At 63.9% G+C, this 14,841-nt stretch carries 17 protein-coding genes and 2 pseudogenes; 14 read left to right on the top strand and 5 right to left on the bottom strand.

The genetic code is table 11. The features are described 5' to 3' along the window. Nucleotides 1-3 precede the first annotated feature (3 nt). From ABS761_RS11875 to ABS761_RS11820, 12 genes and pseudogenes are all read left to right on the top strand, one after another. The gene (locus ABS761_RS11875; protein WP_350408694.1) at nucleotides 4-1,032 is read left to right on the top strand and encodes an amidohydrolase family protein; all 1,029 of its coding nucleotides are present in this window, start codon (nucleotides 4-6) and stop codon (nucleotides 1,030-1,032) included. A 31-nt stretch (nucleotides 1,033-1,063) separates the two neighbouring features. Further along, nucleotides 1,064-1,759: a 4-carboxy-4-hydroxy-2-oxoadipate aldolase/oxaloacetate decarboxylase gene (gene ligK / locus ABS761_RS11870; RefSeq protein WP_350408545.1), complete on the top strand. Its 696-nt coding sequence runs from the start codon at nucleotides 1,064-1,066 to the stop codon at nucleotides 1,757-1,759. Nucleotides 1,760-1,779: 20 nt separating this feature from the next. Continuing rightward, complete coding sequence (locus tag ABS761_RS11865) at nucleotides 1,780-2,703, top strand: amidohydrolase family protein (RefSeq protein ID WP_350408544.1); 924 nt, start codon at nucleotides 1,780-1,782, stop codon at nucleotides 2,701-2,703. Between the two features lie 3 nt (nucleotides 2,704-2,706). After that, a complete protein-coding gene (gene ligA / locus ABS761_RS11860; RefSeq protein ID WP_350408543.1) occupies nucleotides 2,707-3,099 on the top strand; it encodes a protocatechuate 4,5-dioxygenase subunit alpha in 393 nt (130 codons plus the stop codon). After that, nucleotides 3,096-3,965: a class III extradiol dioxygenase subunit beta gene (locus ABS761_RS11855; protein ID WP_350408542.1), complete on the top strand. Its 870-nt coding sequence runs from the start codon at nucleotides 3,096-3,098 to the stop codon at nucleotides 3,963-3,965. The genes ligA and ABS761_RS11855 overlap by 4 nt, the downstream gene beginning before the upstream one ends. Then, on the top strand, nucleotides 3,962-4,921 hold the full coding sequence (locus ABS761_RS11850) for a Gfo/Idh/MocA family oxidoreductase (protein WP_350408541.1): 960 nt from the start codon (nucleotides 3,962-3,964) through the stop codon (nucleotides 4,919-4,921). The genes ABS761_RS11855 and ABS761_RS11850 overlap by 4 nt, the downstream gene beginning before the upstream one ends. A 58-nt stretch (nucleotides 4,922-4,979) precedes the next feature. Continuing rightward, nucleotides 4,980-6,155: an ABC transporter substrate-binding protein gene (locus ABS761_RS11845; RefSeq protein WP_350408540.1), complete on the top strand. Its 1,176-nt coding sequence runs from the start codon at nucleotides 4,980-4,982 to the stop codon at nucleotides 6,153-6,155. A gap of 72 nt (nucleotides 6,156-6,227) precedes the next feature. Then, nucleotides 6,228-7,082, top strand: a complete 855-nt coding sequence (locus ABS761_RS11840; RefSeq protein ID WP_350408539.1) for a branched-chain amino acid ABC transporter permease — start codon at nucleotides 6,228-6,230, stop codon at nucleotides 7,080-7,082. Nucleotides 7,083-7,093: 11 nt separating this feature from the next. Continuing rightward, nucleotides 7,094-8,149 (top strand): branched-chain amino acid ABC transporter permease, encoded by a 1,056-nt coding sequence (locus tag ABS761_RS11835; protein WP_350408538.1) that lies wholly within the window; start codon nucleotides 7,094-7,096, stop codon nucleotides 8,147-8,149. Continuing rightward, complete coding sequence (locus ABS761_RS11830; RefSeq protein WP_350408537.1) at nucleotides 8,146-8,898, top strand: ABC transporter ATP-binding protein; 753 nt, start codon at nucleotides 8,146-8,148, stop codon at nucleotides 8,896-8,898. The genes ABS761_RS11835 and ABS761_RS11830 overlap by 4 nt, the downstream gene beginning before the upstream one ends. Beyond that, nucleotides 8,891-9,586: pseudogene (locus ABS761_RS11825) on the top strand (ABC transporter ATP-binding protein); the annotation flags it as partial. The gene ABS761_RS11830 and the pseudogene ABS761_RS11825, both read left to right, overlap by 8 nt. Further along, nucleotides 9,587-10,225 carry a hemerythrin domain-containing protein gene (locus tag ABS761_RS11820; RefSeq protein ID WP_350408693.1) on the top strand — a complete coding sequence of 213 codons (639 nt, stop codon included), beginning with the start codon at nucleotides 9,587-9,589 and terminating at the stop codon, nucleotides 10,223-10,225. Nucleotides 10,226-10,301: 76 nt separating this feature from the next. Here ABS761_RS11820 and ABS761_RS11815 read toward each other — a convergent pair whose 3' ends face one another. The 3 genes from ABS761_RS11815 to ABS761_RS11805 are packed head-to-tail and all read right to left on the bottom strand — an operon-like array spanning nucleotide 10,302 to nucleotide 13,106. After that, nucleotides 10,302-11,471, bottom strand: coding sequence for a benzoate/H(+) symporter BenE family transporter (locus tag ABS761_RS11815; protein ID WP_350408536.1), 1,170 nt, complete (start codon nucleotides 11,469-11,471; stop codon nucleotides 10,302-10,304). Between the two features lie 18 nt (nucleotides 11,472-11,489). Then, complete coding sequence (locus ABS761_RS11810) at nucleotides 11,490-12,761, bottom strand: EAL and HDOD domain-containing protein (protein WP_350408535.1); 1,272 nt, start codon at nucleotides 12,759-12,761, stop codon at nucleotides 11,490-11,492. Nucleotides 12,762-12,794: 33 nt separating this feature from the next. Next, on the bottom strand, nucleotides 12,795-13,106 hold the full coding sequence (locus ABS761_RS11805; protein WP_502881423.1) for a hypothetical protein: 312 nt from the start codon (nucleotides 13,104-13,106) through the stop codon (nucleotides 12,795-12,797). A gap of 455 nt (nucleotides 13,107-13,561) precedes the next feature. On the opposite strand from ABS761_RS11805, the pseudogene ABS761_RS11800 reads away from it, so the two are divergent. After that, a pseudogene (locus tag ABS761_RS11800) lies at nucleotides 13,562-13,714 on the top strand (transposase); the annotation flags it as partial. A 70-nt stretch (nucleotides 13,715-13,784) separates the two neighbouring features. Here ABS761_RS11800 and ABS761_RS11795 read toward each other — a convergent pair. Together ABS761_RS11795 and ABS761_RS11790 are read right to left on the bottom strand one after the other, a co-directional pair. Further along, the gene (locus tag ABS761_RS11795) at nucleotides 13,785-14,213 is read right to left on the bottom strand and encodes a type II toxin-antitoxin system VapC family toxin (RefSeq protein WP_350408534.1); all 429 of its coding nucleotides are present in this window, start codon (nucleotides 14,211-14,213) and stop codon (nucleotides 13,785-13,787) included. Continuing rightward, nucleotides 14,210-14,464, bottom strand: a complete 255-nt coding sequence (locus tag ABS761_RS11790; protein WP_350408533.1) for a type II toxin-antitoxin system Phd/YefM family antitoxin — start codon at nucleotides 14,462-14,464, stop codon at nucleotides 14,210-14,212. The genes ABS761_RS11795 and ABS761_RS11790 overlap by 4 nt, the downstream gene beginning before the upstream one ends. Nucleotides 14,465-14,631: 167 nt before the next feature. On the opposite strand from ABS761_RS11790, the gene ABS761_RS11785 reads away from it, so the two are divergent. Next, nucleotides 14,632-14,763, top strand: coding sequence for a hypothetical protein (locus tag ABS761_RS11785; RefSeq protein ID WP_350408532.1), 132 nt, complete (start codon nucleotides 14,632-14,634; stop codon nucleotides 14,761-14,763). Nucleotides 14,764-14,841: the final 78 nt, after the last annotated feature.

Below are 14,841 nucleotides of genomic sequence, written 5' to 3'. Positions count from 1 at the left end.
CCCTTGATCATCGATTGCCACGGCCACTACACCACGGCCCCGCAGGCGCTGGCCGATTGGCGTGAGCGCCAGATCGCCGGCATCGCCGACCCGTCGGCGATGCCCAAAGCGTCCGACCTGCGAATCAGCGACGACGAGCTACGCGAGACGATCGAGTCCAATCAACTGCGCCTGATGCGCGAGCGCGGCTCGGATCTGACGATCTTCTCGCCTCGCGCGAGCTTCATGGCGCATCACATTGGCGATTTTCAGGTCTCGAGCGCCTGGGCGGCGATCTGCAACGAACTCTGCCACCGAGTCGCACAGCTTTTCCCCGATCATTTCGTCACCGCCGCGATGCTGCCGCAGTCGCCCGGCGTCGATCCGGCGACCTGCATCCCCGAGCTGGAAAAGTGCGTCAAGGAGTATGGCGCAGTGGGCATCAACCTGAATCCCGACCCCTCTGGAGGTCACTGGACCGCGCCGCCCCTGTCGGACCGGTCCTGGTATCCGATCTATGAAAAAATGGTCGAATGTGACATCCCGGCCATGATCCACGTGTCCACGAGCTGCAATCCGTGCTTCCACACGACCGGCGCGCATTACCTGAACGCGGACACGACCGCGTTCATGCAATGCCTGACCTCTGATTTATTCAAGGATTTCCCTACGTTGCGCTTCGTCATCCCGCATGGCGGCGGCGCGGCGCCGTATCATTGGGGGCGTTTCCGCGGCCTGGCCCAGGCGCTGAAAAAGCCGCTGCTCGACGAACACCTGCTGAACAACATCTATTTCGACACCTGCGTCTATCATCAGCCCGGCATCGATCTGCTCACCAAGGTGATTCCGGTCAAGAACGTGCTGTTCGCCTCTGAGATGATCGGCGCGGTGCGTGGCGTCGATCCCGAGACCGGGCACTACTTCGACGACACCAAGCGCTATATCGAGGCTGCGACCACGCTCAGCGACGCGGATCGGTTCCAGATCTATGAGGGCAATGTGCGTCGCGTCTATCCGCGGCTGGACGCCGCGCTGAAGGCCAAGGGCCTGTGAGCCCCGGCGCCGTGAAACAAGGACTATTGAAATGGCATCTCCTCTAAACAATCTGGGCGTCGTCCATCGCAACATCCGGCGCGCCGATCCGGCCGCCGCCGAGCGTCTCTCGAAATTCGGGGTGGCGACGATCCACGAGGCCATGGGCCGCGTGGGCCTGATGAAGACTTACATGCGCCCCGTGTATCATCGCGCACGCGCTTGCGGTACCGCCGTGACCGTGTTGCTGCAGCCCGGGGATAACTGGATGCTGCACGTGGCCGCCGAGCAGATCCGGCCCGGCGACATCGTGGTGGCGGCCTGCACGACCGACAACACCGACGGTTTCTTCGGCGACCTGCTGGCGACCTCCTTCAAGGCGCGCGGCGCCCATGGCCTCATCATCGATGGCGGTGTGCGCGATGTCGATACTCTCGAGGAAATGGGTTTTCCAGTCTTCAGCCGCGCCATCAACGCCAAAGGCACTGTCAAGGCCACCCTGGGCTCGGTGAACGTCCCGGTGGTGTGCGCGGGCGCCCAGGTGATGCCGGGTGACGTGGTCGTCGCCGATGCCGATGGCGTCGTGGTCGTGCCGGCGGCGATCGCTGGCGAGGTGGCCGACCGCGCCCAAGCCCGCGAGGACAACGAGGGCGCCAAGCGCGACATCTTCGCCTCGGGCGTGCTCGGCCTGGACTACTACAAGATGCGCGAGGGCCTCGAGAAGGCCGGCCTCAAGTACATCGATTGAACACGCCAAGGAATTCTGGGATGCCGCATACCGCGAACGAAATCTTCACCAAAACGCCGGGTTGGCTGGATTTCTATGATGGCCCGAGCACGCCCCGTTTTCGCGTCCCCGAAGGCGCGGTGGATGCGCATTGCCATGTTTTCGGACCCGGCGCCGCCTTTCCCTACGCGCCCGAGCGCAAGTACACACCCTGCGATGCGCCCAAGGAGGCCCTGTTCGCCTTGCGCGACCACTTGGGCTTTGCCAAGAACGTGATCGTTCAGGCGACCTGCCATGGCACCGATAATCGGGCCCTGGTCGATGCCCTGCGGGCCTCGCAGGGCAGGGCGCGCGGTGTGGCCACGGTGGCGCGCGACGTCGCCGATGCCGAACTGCGCGAGATGCACGAGGCGGGCGTGCGCGGTACGCGCTTTAATTTCGTGCGCCGCCTGGCCGATTTCACCCCGCGCGAGGTCCTAGCCGAGATCGCCGGGCGCATCGCGCCGCTGGGCTGGCACGTCGTCGTCTACTTCGAGGCGCAGGATCTGCCGGAACTCTATGATTTCTTCACGACCCTGCCCACGACGGTGGTGGTCGATCACATGGGTCGCCCCGATGTCTCCCAGCCGGTGGACGGCCCCGAGTTCGAGCTGTTCGTGCGCATGATGCGCGAGCATCCGAACATCTGGAGCAAGGTCAGTTGCCCCGAGCGCCTGAGCAGGTCCGGTCCCCCGGCGCTGGACGGACAGCGGCACGCCTACTTGGACGTGGTGCCGTTCGCGCGGCGCCTGGTAGAGACTTTCCCCGATCGTGTGCTGTGGGGCACCGACTGGCCGCACCCCAACCTCAAGAACCACATGCCCGATGACGGACTGCTGGTGGATTACATCCCCCAGATCGCGCCGACTGGCGAATTGCAGCGCAAGCTGCTGGTCGACAATCCGAACCGTTTGTATTGGAGGTGAGCCATGTCGCTCAATAAACCCTATACCGATATCCCTGGCACGATCATTTTCGATGCCGATCAATCGCGCGAGGGCTATCACTTGAACCAGTTTTGCATGTCGCTGATGAAGGCCGAGAATCGCGAGCGCTTCAAGGCCGGCGAGCGTGCGTACCTGGACGAATGGCCCATGACCGAGGAGCAGAAACAGGCGGTGCTCGACCGCGACCTGAACCGCTGCCTGGCCTTGGGCGGAAACATTTACTTTCTGGCCAAGCTCGGTGCGACCGATGGCCGGTCCTTCCAGTACATGGCGGCCAGCATGACCGGCATGTCCCAGGAGGAATACCGCGACATGATGATCGCGGGCGGCCGCAGCATCGAAGGCAATCGCAGGATGGGGGATTCCAAGTCATGAGCAAGCAGCATGCGCGCATCGGCGCCAGCGTCTACACCTCGCACGTGCCGGCCATCGGGGCGGCCCTCGACCTGGGCAAGACGGCCGAGCCTTACTGGGCGCCATTGTTCCAGGGCTACGAGCCGTCGAAGCAATGGATGCGCGACAACAAGCCCGACGTGATTTTTCTGGTCTACAACGATCACGCCACCGCTTTCAGCCTCGAATTCATCCCGACGTTCGCCATCGGCTGCGCGACCGAGTTCCACCCGGCCGATGAGGGCTGGGGACCGCGCCCGGTGCCCACGGTCATCGGCCACCCCAAGCTCGCCTCGCATATCGCGCAGTCCGTGATCCAGCAGGACTTCGACCTGACCATCGTCAACAAGATGGACGTGGACCACGGCCTGACGGTGCCGCTGTCGCTGATGTGCGGCCAACCCGAGGCCTGGCCCTGCCCGGTGATCCCGTTCGCCGTCAACGTGGTGCAGTATCCGGTGCCCTCGGGCCGCCGCTGCTACGAACTGGGCCGCGCGATCCGCCGCGCGATCGAATCCTACGACGAGCCCCTGAACGTCCACATCTGGGGCACGGGCGGCATGAGCCACCAATTGCAGGGACCACGCGCCGGGTTGATCAACAAGGAATTCGACCAGGCTTTCCTGGACCGCCTGATCGCCGACCCCGAGGGCCAGGCCGCGGTGCCGCATATCGATTACGTGCGCGAGGCCGGGTCCGAGGGCATCGAGCTGGTCATGTGGCTCATTGCGCGCGGCGCCATGGCGGATGTCGCCGGTGGCCCCGCACCCAAGGTGGTTCATCGTTTCTATCACGTCCCCGCATCTAACACGGCCGTGGGACATTTGATCCTGGAGGAGCAGGCATGAGCGGATCGACGATCAAGGTCGCCCTGGCCGGGGCCGGGGCCTTTGGCATCAAGCATCTGGACGGCATCCGCAACATCGAGGGCGTCGAGGTGGTGGCGCTGGTCAGCCGCGAGCTCGACAAGACCCGCAAGGTCGCTGAAAAGTACGGCATCGGGCAGGCCACGACCGAGCTCGACGAGGTGCTCGCGCGCCCCGAGGTCGATGCCGTGATTCTGTGCACGCCCACCCAGATGCACGCCTCGCAGGCCATGGCCTGCCTACGGGCCGGCAAGCATGTGCAGGTCGAGATTCCGATGGCTGACAGCCTCGAGGATGCCGAGGCGCTGGCCGCCGTGGCGGCCAGCAGCGGCAAAGTCGCGATGTGTGGCCATACGCGGCGCTTCAACCCCAGCCACCAGTACATCCACGGCCGTATCCAGCGTGGCGAGTTCAATATCCAGCAGATGGACGTCCAGACATATTTCTTCCGGCGCACCAACATGAACGCGCTGGGCGAACCGCGTAGCTGGACGGATCACCTGCTGTGGCATCATGCGGCCCATACGGTGGATCTGTTCGCCTATCAGGCGGGCAGCCCTATTGTGCAGGCCAACGCCCTGCAGGGCCCGATCCACTCCGAGCTGGGTATCGCCATGGACATGTCGATCCAGCTCAAGGCGGCGAACGGCGCCATCTGCACCCTGTCGCTGAGCTTCAACAACGACGGCCCGCTGGGGACGTTCTTTCGCTACATTGGCGACACGGCAACCTATATCGCACGCTACGACGACCTGTTCAATGGCAAGGAGGAAGCCATCGATGTCAGCCAGGTGGCCGTATCGATGAACGGCATCGAACTGCAGGACCGTGAGTTTTTCGCGGCGATCCGCGAGGGGCGCGAGCCCAACGCCAGCGTGCGCCAGGTCCTGCCGTGCTACCGCGTACTGCATCAACTCGAGCAGCAAATCGGCCATTGACCCTATGGGCAAGGCCTCCGGGCAACACCATGACTCTACAAGAACCAGGAGAGCAAACATGACATTTAGTAAGAAATTCGGTGTATTCACCCTGGCGCTCGGCGCCATGGCCCTGGCGACCGGCGCTCAGGCTGCCGAAGACCTCAAGATCGGTGTCGTCGTGCCGATGTCGGGTCCGTTCGCCGCGCATGGCAAGCAGATCACCAATGGCCTGAACCTGTTCCTTGCCCAGAACGGCGACACGGTCGCTGGCCGCAAGGTCAAGCTGATCATCAAGGACGACACCGGCGTCGAGCCCGCCGTGGCCAAGCGCCAGGCCCAGGAGCTCCTGATCAAGGACAAGGTCGATATCCTGGCGGGCTTCACCCTGACGCCCAACGCCTTCTCGGTCGCACCACTGGCCACCGAGGCCAAGGTGCCGATGGTGGTGCTGAATGCCGCCACTTCCTCGATCACCGAAAAATCCCCCAACATCGTGCGCGTGTCGATGACGCTGCCGCAGGACACCGCGCCGATGGCGCAGTGGGCCCACCAGCAAGGCATCAAGGAGGTCTACACGCTGGTTGCCGACTATGGTCCAGGTCATGACGCCGAGAAGCAGTTCAAGAAAACCTTCACCGAACTCGGTGGCAAGATCGTCGGCGAGGTGCGCACGCCGGTCAAGAATCCCGACTTCGCGCCCTACCTGCAGCGCATCAAGGACCTCAAGCCTCAGGCGGTGTTCCTGTTCGTGCCCAACGGCGAGCAGGGTGTGGCGCTGGCCAAGGGTTACAAAGAGCGCGGCCTCGAAGCCGCCGGCATCAAGGCGCTGGCCACCGGCGACGTGACCGACGAGGACGTCATCGACGCGATGGGCGATGCGGCGCTCGGCATGATCACCTCCTTCCACTACTCGGCGGTGCATGATTCGCCCGAGAACAAGGCCTTTACCGAGGCGTATGCCAAGGCCTACCCGAACGCCCGCCCGAACTTCGTGTCGGTGGCCGCCTATGATGGCATGCACCTGATCTACATGGCCTTGGAAAAGACCAAGGGCGACGCCAGCGCGGAAGCCTTCATGGCGGCGGTCAAGGGCATGAAGTGGATGAGCCCGCGCGGTCCAGTCGAGATCGATCCCCAGACCCGTGACATTATCCAGAACGTCTATATCCGCAAGGTCGAGCGTGTCGACGGCGTGCTGCAGAACGTCGAGTTCGACAAAATCGAAGCGGTGAAGGACCCGGGCAAGCAATAATCATATCGCCCGCGGGCGGGCCGCCATCGGGGAATTGGCGACCCGCCCGTCTCATGGCAGGGGACGATACACATGACTATATTCTTTGACGGCATCGCTTCGGGCATGCTGCTTTTTCTCATCAGCGTGGGGCTTTCGGTGACCCTGGGGCTGATGAACTTCGTGAATCTCGCGCATGGCGCATTCGCCATGCTGGGAGGCTATGCCTGTGTGGTGCTGCTCAATGACTATGGCGTGCCGTTCCTCGCGACGCTGCCGGTCGCCATCATCGTGCCCGCGATCGCCGGCGTGATCCTCGAGCGTACTTTGTACCGACGCCTGTATGCGGCCTCCGAACTCGACCAGGTGCTGTTTTCCATCGGCCTGGTATTCATGGCGGTTGCGGCCGCGCATTATTTCTTCGGTGCACAACAGCAGCCCCTGCATCTGCCGGATTTCCTGACGGGCCAGATCCACCTGCCGGGCCTGGACGTCGGCGTCTACCGGCTGTTCCTGATCGTGGTCGGCCTGCTGATCGCCGTCTTGCTGCAGTGGTCGGTCGTCAACACGCCGTTCGGCGCGCGCCTGCGGGCTTCGGTCGACAATCAGCGCGTGGCGCGCGGCATGGGCATCGACGTCAACCGCGTATTCAGCCTGACCTTTGCGCTGGGCTCGGCGCTGGCAGGCCTGGGCGGCGCCCTGGGCGTCGAGATGCTGGGCCTGGATCCCGAGTTCCCGGTCAAGTACTTGGTGTATTTCCTGATCGTGGTGTCGGTGGGCGGCAGCGGCAATATCCTGGGCTCGCTGTATGCGGCCATCATCCTGGGCGTCGCCGATGTCGCCGGAAAATACTATGTGCCGCAGATCGGCGCTTTCATCATCTATGCCGTGATGGTGGCGACCCTGATCTTTCGTCCTCAGGGCCTGTTCGGTCGTTCCCATAAATAGGGCGCAGACAAATGACTACCAATGCAACGACGACGGGCGCGTCCCCCCGCGCCGCGGACCGACCGGATTTCCTCCTGCGCTTTCGCCAGGCGGCGCGCTGGCATCCCCTCGAGTATCTGTTCTGGTGCGCCCCGGTGGCGGCGTACTTTCTGTTCACCGACAATTACCTGCTGCTCAGCCAGATCGCGATTACGGCCTTGTTCGCGGTGTCCCTGGACCTTATTTTCGGGTATGCCGGCGTGATTTCTCTGGGCCACGCCGCGTTCTTCGGCGTCGGGGCCTACACCGCCGGGATGCTGGGGGTCTACGGTCTGGGCGATCCGCTGCTGGGCCTGGTGCTGGGGGCGATCGTCGCCGGCTTTGTGGGATTTCTCAGCAGTTTCCTGCTGCTGCGCGGCAATGATCTCTCGCGCCTGATGGTGACCCTGGGCGTGGCCCTCATGCTCTACGAACTGGCCAATAAGTTCACCGAGATCACCGGCGGCGTCGACGGCCTGCCGGGCATCGAGGTCAAACCCCTGCTGGGCCTGTTCGATTTCGACATGTACGGCCGGATCGGCTATGTCTATTCGGTGGTGGTCCTGTTCGTGCTGTTCTGGGTCGCGCGGCGGCTGGTGCATTCGCCTTTCGGCCAGAGTCTGCGGGGCATCCACATGAACACCCTGCGCATGCCGGCGCTGGGCGTGCCGGTCACGCGCCGACTGGTCAAGGTCTATACGATCGGTGCCGCCTATGCGGGCGTGGCCGGGGCGCTGCTGACGCAGACCAACCAGTTCGTGTCGATCGACGTGCTGGGCTTCCAGCGCTCGGCCGACCTGCTGCTGATCCTGATTCTGGGGGGCGCCGGCTATCTCTATGGGGCGATCTTCGGATCGATTGTATACGTCGTGATGAACTACCTGCTCTCCGACATGAATCCACAGTACTGGCAGTTCTGGCTCGGCCTGATCCTGGTCCTCGTGGTGCTGTTCGCCCGCGGCGGCATCATGGGCACCACCCAGCAATGGATCGAGAACGCGCGCCACCGTGCCCGTGCCCGCGATCGCGCCACGGGGGGGCAGCCATGAGCGCCGTCCTGAAAACCCACGATCTGGTCAAGCGCTTCGGCGGCTTCGTCGTGACCGACGATGTTACGCTGTCGATCGAGCAGGGCGCGCGCCATGCCCTGATCGGCCCCAATGGCGCCGGCAAGACCACGCTGATCAACCTGTTGACCGGATTTCTCGTGCCGACGTCCGGCCGCATCGAACTCATGGGCGCCGACGTCACCCAGATGTCGCAGCATGAACGCTGCCGCCACGGCCTGGTGCGGACCTTCCAGATCAACCAGTTGTTCGTTGGTATGACCGTGCTCGAGTCCGTCACCATGGCGGTGTCCGAGCGCATGGGCCTGGGCACGCGCTGGTGGCGGCCCGCCGGCTCGTATGCCGAGGCCGTGGACGAGGCGGCCGAGATCCTGCGCAGCCTGAAGCTCATCGACGACGCCTACGAGGCCACGCGCAATCTGGCCTATGGCCGCCAGCGCCTGATCGAGATCGCCCTGGCGCTGGCCCTGCGGCCCAAGGTGTTGCTGCTCGACGAGCCGGCGGCGGGCGTACCCACCGGCGAGAGCCAAGAGTTATTCGAAACCATTGCCCAATTGCCCAGGGACGTGACCATCCTGCTGATCGAGCACGATATGAACCTCGTGTTCAAGTTCGCCGAACGCATTTCGGTGTTGGTCAACGGCGCCTTGCTGGTCGAGGATACCCCCGACGTGATCGCGCGCCATCCGCGCGTCAAGGAAGTCTATCTCGGAGAAGAATCCCATGGCTGAGCTGCTGCGCCTGGAAAACGTCTGGGCGGGTTACGGGGACGCCACGATCCTCGAGGATATTTCCCTATCCCTGGAGGCCGGCGGGAGCCTGGCGCTGCTGGGGCGCAACGGCATGGGCAAAACCACGCTGTTGGCCACCCTGATGGGCGCGACGCGCATGCGCAAGGGGCGCATTGTCTACGAGGGCCGCGACATCGCGCAGGTGCCCAGTCACAAGCGCGCCCATGCCGGTCTGGGCTGGGTTCCCCAGGAGCGCGAGGTGTTCCGGTCCCTGACTGTCGAGGAAAACCTTGAGGTGGTTGCACGCCCCGGCGAGTGGACGCTCGAGCGTGTCTACGACATGTTCCCGAGGCTGCGCGAGCGCCGCGCCAATCTGGGCAGCCAGCTCTCGGGCGGTGAGCAGCAGATGCTGGCCATGGGCCGCGCGCTGATGCTCAATCCGCGCCTGCTGTTGCTCGACGAGCCCCTCGAAGGCCTGGCGCCGCTGATTGCCCAAGAACTGCTGCACATCATCGATCGCATGGTCGCCGGGGGCAGCATGGCCGTCATCCTGGTCGAGCAGCACGCCCGCCAGATCCTGCCCATCACCCGGCAGGCCTTGATTCTCGAGCGCGGCCGCATCGTCTACCAGGGGCCGAGTGCCGATCTGCTCGACGAGCCTCGGACCCTGGACCGTTGGCTGGGCGTCGTGTCCGCTGATGAGGAGGCCGCGGCGGGTTCGCCGCGCGGGCAGCCCGCGCCGCGCATTCCGGCGATCGAGATCATCCGCGAGGAGCACCGCGCGCTCGCCGCGGTATTGCAATGCATGACCTACCTGATCGACGAGATCGAGGCCGGGCGGCTCGAGCCCGACTTCAAGCTGCTGGCGAGCATGATCGAGTACATCTCTGAGATGCCCGACAAGGTCCACCATCCCAAAGAGGACCAGATATTCGCCCGCCTGCGCCAGTACACGCACGAGGTTGATGCGCATCTGGACCAGCTCGAGGCCGAGCATGCCGGAGCGACCCAGGCGACGGCCGCCATGGACCGCGCACTGGTGCATTACGTGCAGGCGGGCGCTGCGGGCTTCGCGCTGTTTCGCGATGCGGTGCGTGCCTATATCGCCGATGAATGGGTGCATCTGGGCAAGGAAGAGCGCTACATCCTGCCCGCGGCGCAGCGTTTCCTCGCCGCCGAGGATTGGGAGACGATCAACCGCGACTTCGGGCACAACGGCGACCCCTGGCGCGGCGAGCACAACCAGTACGCCGAGCTGTTCAAGCGCATCGCCAACTTGGCGCCGGCACCCATTGGGCTGGGCGAGGCGCCCGCGGGCGAGGCCTGAGGGCGGAACAGCGCGGGGGCTCCCATGCCGTTCCTTGGAACCCGCGATTGCAGCCACGCAGCGCGGTGTCCGCGCCTCAGCGGCGCCAGCGCGCCAGTGCATGGCAGGCGCCGCCCAATACCAATCCCCAGAATGCGCTGCTGCCCACGCCCAGCAGGCTCATGCCCGACGCGGTCGCGAGGAACGTGACCAGAGCGGCCTCGCGGCCTTCGGACTCGCGCAGGGATTCGGAAATGCTGGCGCCCAGCGTGCCCAGCAAGGCGAGCCCGGCGATCGCGGCCACGAGTTCCCGCGGAAAGGCGGCGAACAACCCCACGACGGTCGCGCCAAAAATCCCCGTCGCCAGGTAGAACAGGCCCGCCCAGACCGAGGCCTTGTAGCGCTGGGCGGCTTCGGGATCGGCGTCGGAACTCATGCAGATGGCGGCGGTGATCGCCGCCAGATTGAAGGAAAATCCGCCTAATGGGGCAAATGCGATGCCGGTCAGGCCGGTCCAGGTGATCAGCGGCGATGCCGGCGTGTGGTAGCCGTTGGCGCGCAGCACCGCCAGCCCCGGGACGTTTTGCGACGTCATGGTGACGATGAACAGGGGGATGCCGATTCCCAGCAATGCCGGCCATGAGAATTCCGGCGCCATCCAGACCGGATGCGCCGGTGCCCAGTCCAGGCCCCTCAAGTCGAGCGCGCCCAGACCGGCGGTCCACAGGATGCCGGCGAGGAAGGCCAGCGGCACGGCGTAGCGCGGCAGCAGGCGACGGGCAACGATGAAGGTCGCGAACATCAGCAGGACCAGTCCCGCCTGCCCGCGCACGGCGCCAAAGAGCGCCAGACCGAATTGCAGAAGGATGCCCGCCAGCATCGCATTGGCCAGATTGCGCGGCATATAGTCCATGATGCGCTGGAACCAGCCGGTCACCCCGCACAAGGTGATCAGTGCGGAGGCGAACAGGAAGACCCCGATCGCCTGCGCCATTCCGATATCGCCCAGGCTGGTGGCCAGCAGGGCGGCGCCCGGCGTGGACCAGGCGGTCAGGATAGGCGTGCGCCAGACGAGCGACAGCCCGATGCAGGTGAGGCCCATGCCGATGCCCAAGGCCCACATCCAGGAACCGAGCTGCGCCGCGTTGGCACCGGCGGCGCTGGCGGCTTGAAACACGATGGCGACGGAACTGGTGTATCCGACCAGCACCGCGATGAAACCCGAGGAAATGTGCGAAATCCGCAGCCAGCGACCGATAAACGACAAGGTTTGCTGCATGGGTGCCTATTGCGCTGCCTGGGTCATGGTGTGGCCCCATTCGAACGCCTGCTGGATCAGGGCGGCGAGTCGCTCCGCGTCTATGGCCAGTTCCGCCATGAGGGGGGCGGGGTTCTCGAGCGTGTCCTCCACCAGGGGAAACGCCAGCACGGCCAGGCGCAAGTCCGGGCCCAGCGGCCCCGTTCGCTCGAGCAAGGCCTGACGCACCGGGGTGTCAACCATGACCTGGCCCAGCAAATCCCGCATGGGCATGCCTCCGAACAGATGATCCATGGTCGACAGCATGCCGGTGGTGAAGGCCGCATCGGCGCGCACGCTCTGCTCGGGGTGGCGCAGCAGCGAGAGTTGCTCGAGCAGATAGGCGCGCGCGCTGGCTTGGACCAGAATAGGCGAGAGATATCCTTTGGGCCTGCCCGACTCGGTATACATCAGCATCTGGATCCAGCGCTGCAACTGGCGGCGGCCCAATAGCATGATGGCCTGGTTCAGCGACTCGACCTCCTTGGGCAGGCCGAAGGCCGGAGTGTTGACCATGTTCAGCAGGGTTTTGACCAGCTCGCGGTCTTGCTCGAGGCAGGCTTGGATTTCGGGAATTTCGCTGTCCCCCATGATCAGGGTTATGAGCTTGAGCAGGAGTTTTTGCCGCGTGCTGAGCGCCACCGCGGCACCTGTGGGCGCAGGCCAGGCGCCGCGAAATTGCGTGAAACCCAGGAGCACGGCGGTGTTCAGCTCGTCCTGTGAACGCAGCGCGGTCAGGTGCAGTTTCCGGCCGGCTTGCTTGTGCGGCAGGCTTTGGCGGAAGATATCGGCCTTGGAGCTGCGTTCGGGGTCGAAGCGGACGGCGCGGCAAAACGGCAGCAGGGGCTCGTAGGCCGGTTCGGCCGCGAGATCCGCGCGTATCGTGAAGCGCAGTCCGGAGCGCGACATGCCGGCAAAGGACTGGATCAGCTCGGGGGTGACCTCGAGGCCCTCGGGGATGTCGAGCAACGCGCGATTGTGCGGCAGCATGTGAACGAAAGGCTGGTCCACCAGCCCCGGGCTGGCCGTGAATTCGTGCGGCAGGAACCCCAGGACCTGGTTGACGTCGTGGCGCCGGCACTGCGCGATGATGGCCTCGCCCGGGTCGTGCGGTTGGTCGTCCAGCCACAGAGGCCGCAGGATGTAGCCGACCAGGCTCCTGTCCTTGTCCAGGGCCGGCTCGCGTCTCATCAGGCAGAGCGGGGCGGCGGGATTCTGGCCCGATGCGCCAGTTTCAGCGAGGGTGGCTGTCGGCCCCATCGTGTCCTCTCCGGATTATCATGCCGTTACACATTATGCTGCTTTCGAATGTTGGGTATGAACCAACTGCATATTATAGATTTGGTATTGGCGCGCATGAGCGTTTCGCTGGGCAGGGGGATACCCGAATTTCGGGCTGGATGGTGACACCGCTCCCGTTGAGTGCCTTCCAACGGCTCGGCCGAGGCGCCGATGCTGAATTCCGGTGGACCTGGCGCGGGCCGGACTCAGCTTTAAGGGGTTGTGAATCCGCTGCGCAGTTTGGGTCGCGCTCGCCCGTTTCGCCAGCATGTTCATCAGCTTGTGGTGGGCGCTGTGCTGCACGAATAGTCTGGAGCCGGCCACGCAGGACTGGCCACTGCTTTCAAAGATGCCGCCGACGATGCCTTCGATGGCCGCCTCCCGGGTGGATCTGGGTGTCGCTCATATTCCAGCGATGCAGGCGGTGATTGTTCAGAGGCGGGCCGAGCTTTATTCTGTGATGTGGCCTATGCTGTTAGGTTGGCCGCAGAAAATCCGTCCCGGCCACCGACAATGAGGATGAAATGGACACGAAAGACAAGGATCAGAAGCAAGGCAAGGAAGCCGCGAAGTCAGTCACGACTCCCAAGCCTGTGCCAAAACAGCCGCGCTGGCCAGGCCTGGGCGGAAATTCGGGAATCAAAAACGCAAAATCGGTTCATAGCCGCATGCCGACTGGACGCGGATCGGCGCGGGGCCGATAGGCTATCAGGATGGGTGTGCATCGCGTGCTGCCCAGGTTGATGCGGAGATGACCCGCCGGCTAAGGGCGAAATGCCCAGTTGTGGCGATCATTAACATGGGATCGTGGCAAGGAGCTGTCTGATCACGCCCGCTTTACTATAGAGTCCGGCGTGAAGGTATTTTTCGCCGACCCCCACAGCCCATGGCAGCGCGGTACGAACGAAAACACCAACGGCCTTCTACGACAATGCGATGGTTTTTCCTCATGTGATGCCTCGCCCACAAAATTCTGAACAGGCTCCTTGAACCCGTAGGCAGTTATGGTGACGGCTCCCACGGATTGATGATGGTCACTCCCGTAGGCTTGAAATCGACCACGTTGCGCGTTACCACCGCCATGCCGTGCACCAGCGCCGTAGCCGCGATGAGCGCGTCACGCTCGCCGCGTTTGTCCGGCACATGCAGTCGAGCGCAGCGCTGCGCCACAGCGGTATCGATAGGCAACGTGCGCCCGGAGAACTCGGGTAGTACGTGCTGCTCCAGCCACGAGCGCAGCATGGCCCCTTGGGCAGCGTCTTTGCGTTCAATCGACAGAACGCCGAGCTCCAACTCCATGATGGTGATGGCCGATATGAAGAGGTCGGCGGCATCGACGCTTTCCGTCCATGTCATCACATTCCCATCGGCCTTGCCGAGCCGTCCCTTGCGCAGCTCGGACAGCACGTTGGTATCGAGCACATACATCATGAGAGATCAGCCGGCCGGGCTCCAATGGTCACGCGCGGTGGTTCAAACTCGATGTCCGCAACACCCGGCATCGCCAGCGCGTCGGCAATGTTGCGCCGCTGCTTTGTCAACCGCTGATAGTCCTCGAAGCTGAGCAGCACGTGCGCGGGCTTGCCGCGATCCGTGATGAACACCGGGCCGTTCTTGGTGGCCTTCTTTGCTCGCGTCACGTCCTGGTTCAACTCTCGACTGGATAGGGTCGTGATGGTCATAGAGCACCTCCAGTATCAATAATTGTAGGTACGTTACTACAAAATTGATCGAAGGGCAATTAGCTGCTCAACCCAAACCACCCAGTCAGGCCCAAGCCGGCGCCCGACCTCTGATCTGGCGGCAGCACGACCCTGAAGGGCGTAAGAACCGAGGCTTATTGAGTCTCATGCGTCGCCATCACTGGAAGCTGTCCTCGATGCAGAAGGAACGCCTGCATCAGTATCTGGCCCAAACGCCCGTGCTGCGGGCGCTGTACTTCGCCAAGCAGCCGCTCAACGGCTTTCTAGGGAAGGTCTGATCAAGTCCCCTGGACCTGTCAGAATGTAGGTTGTTGAACGAGACCCAATCAGGAAGCCCCCGATGAGCCAGTTGAGTT

The sequence above is a fragment of the Castellaniella sp. GW247-6E4 genome (assembly GCF_040276065.1).
Taxonomy (GTDB): Bacteria; Pseudomonadota; Gammaproteobacteria; order Burkholderiales; family Burkholderiaceae_B; genus Castellaniella.
The sequence above is the reverse complement of the archived record's forward strand: the minus strand, read 5'-3'. Positions and strand labels throughout refer to the sequence as shown.

Coding starts and splice junctions, on each gene's coding strand:
- ligK (WP_350408545.1), top strand. CDS start 1,064: ATGGCATCTCCTCTAAACAATCTGGGCGTCGTCCATCGCAACATCCGG.
- ABS761_RS11865 (WP_350408544.1), top strand. CDS start 1,780: ATGCCGCATACCGCGAACGAAATCTTCACCAAAACGCCGGGTTGGCTG.
- ligA (WP_350408543.1), top strand. CDS start 2,707: ATGTCGCTCAATAAACCCTATACCGATATCCCTGGCACGATCATTTTC.
- ABS761_RS11855 (WP_350408542.1), top strand. CDS start 3,096: ATGAGCAAGCAGCATGCGCGCATCGGCGCCAGCGTCTACACCTCGCAC.
- ABS761_RS11850 (WP_350408541.1), top strand. CDS start 3,962: ATGAGCGGATCGACGATCAAGGTCGCCCTGGCCGGGGCCGGGGCCTTT.
- ABS761_RS11845 (WP_350408540.1), top strand. CDS start 4,980: ATGACATTTAGTAAGAAATTCGGTGTATTCACCCTGGCGCTCGGCGCC.
- ABS761_RS11840 (WP_350408539.1), top strand. CDS start 6,228: ATGACTATATTCTTTGACGGCATCGCTTCGGGCATGCTGCTTTTTCTC.
- ABS761_RS11835 (WP_350408538.1), top strand. CDS start 7,094: ATGACTACCAATGCAACGACGACGGGCGCGTCCCCCCGCGCCGCGGAC.
- ABS761_RS11830 (WP_350408537.1), top strand. CDS start 8,146: ATGAGCGCCGTCCTGAAAACCCACGATCTGGTCAAGCGCTTCGGCGGC.
- ABS761_RS11810 (WP_350408535.1), bottom strand. CDS start 12,761: ATGGGGCCGACAGCCACCCTCGCTGAAACTGGCGCATCGGGCCAGAAT.
- ABS761_RS11795 (WP_350408534.1), bottom strand. CDS start 14,213: ATGATGTATGTGCTCGATACCAACGTGCTGTCCGAGCTGCGCAAGGGA.
- ABS761_RS11790 (WP_350408533.1), bottom strand. CDS start 14,464: ATGACCATCACGACCCTATCCAGTCGAGAGTTGAACCAGGACGTGACG.
- ABS761_RS11785 (WP_350408532.1), top strand. CDS start 14,632: ATGCGTCGCCATCACTGGAAGCTGTCCTCGATGCAGAAGGAACGCCTG.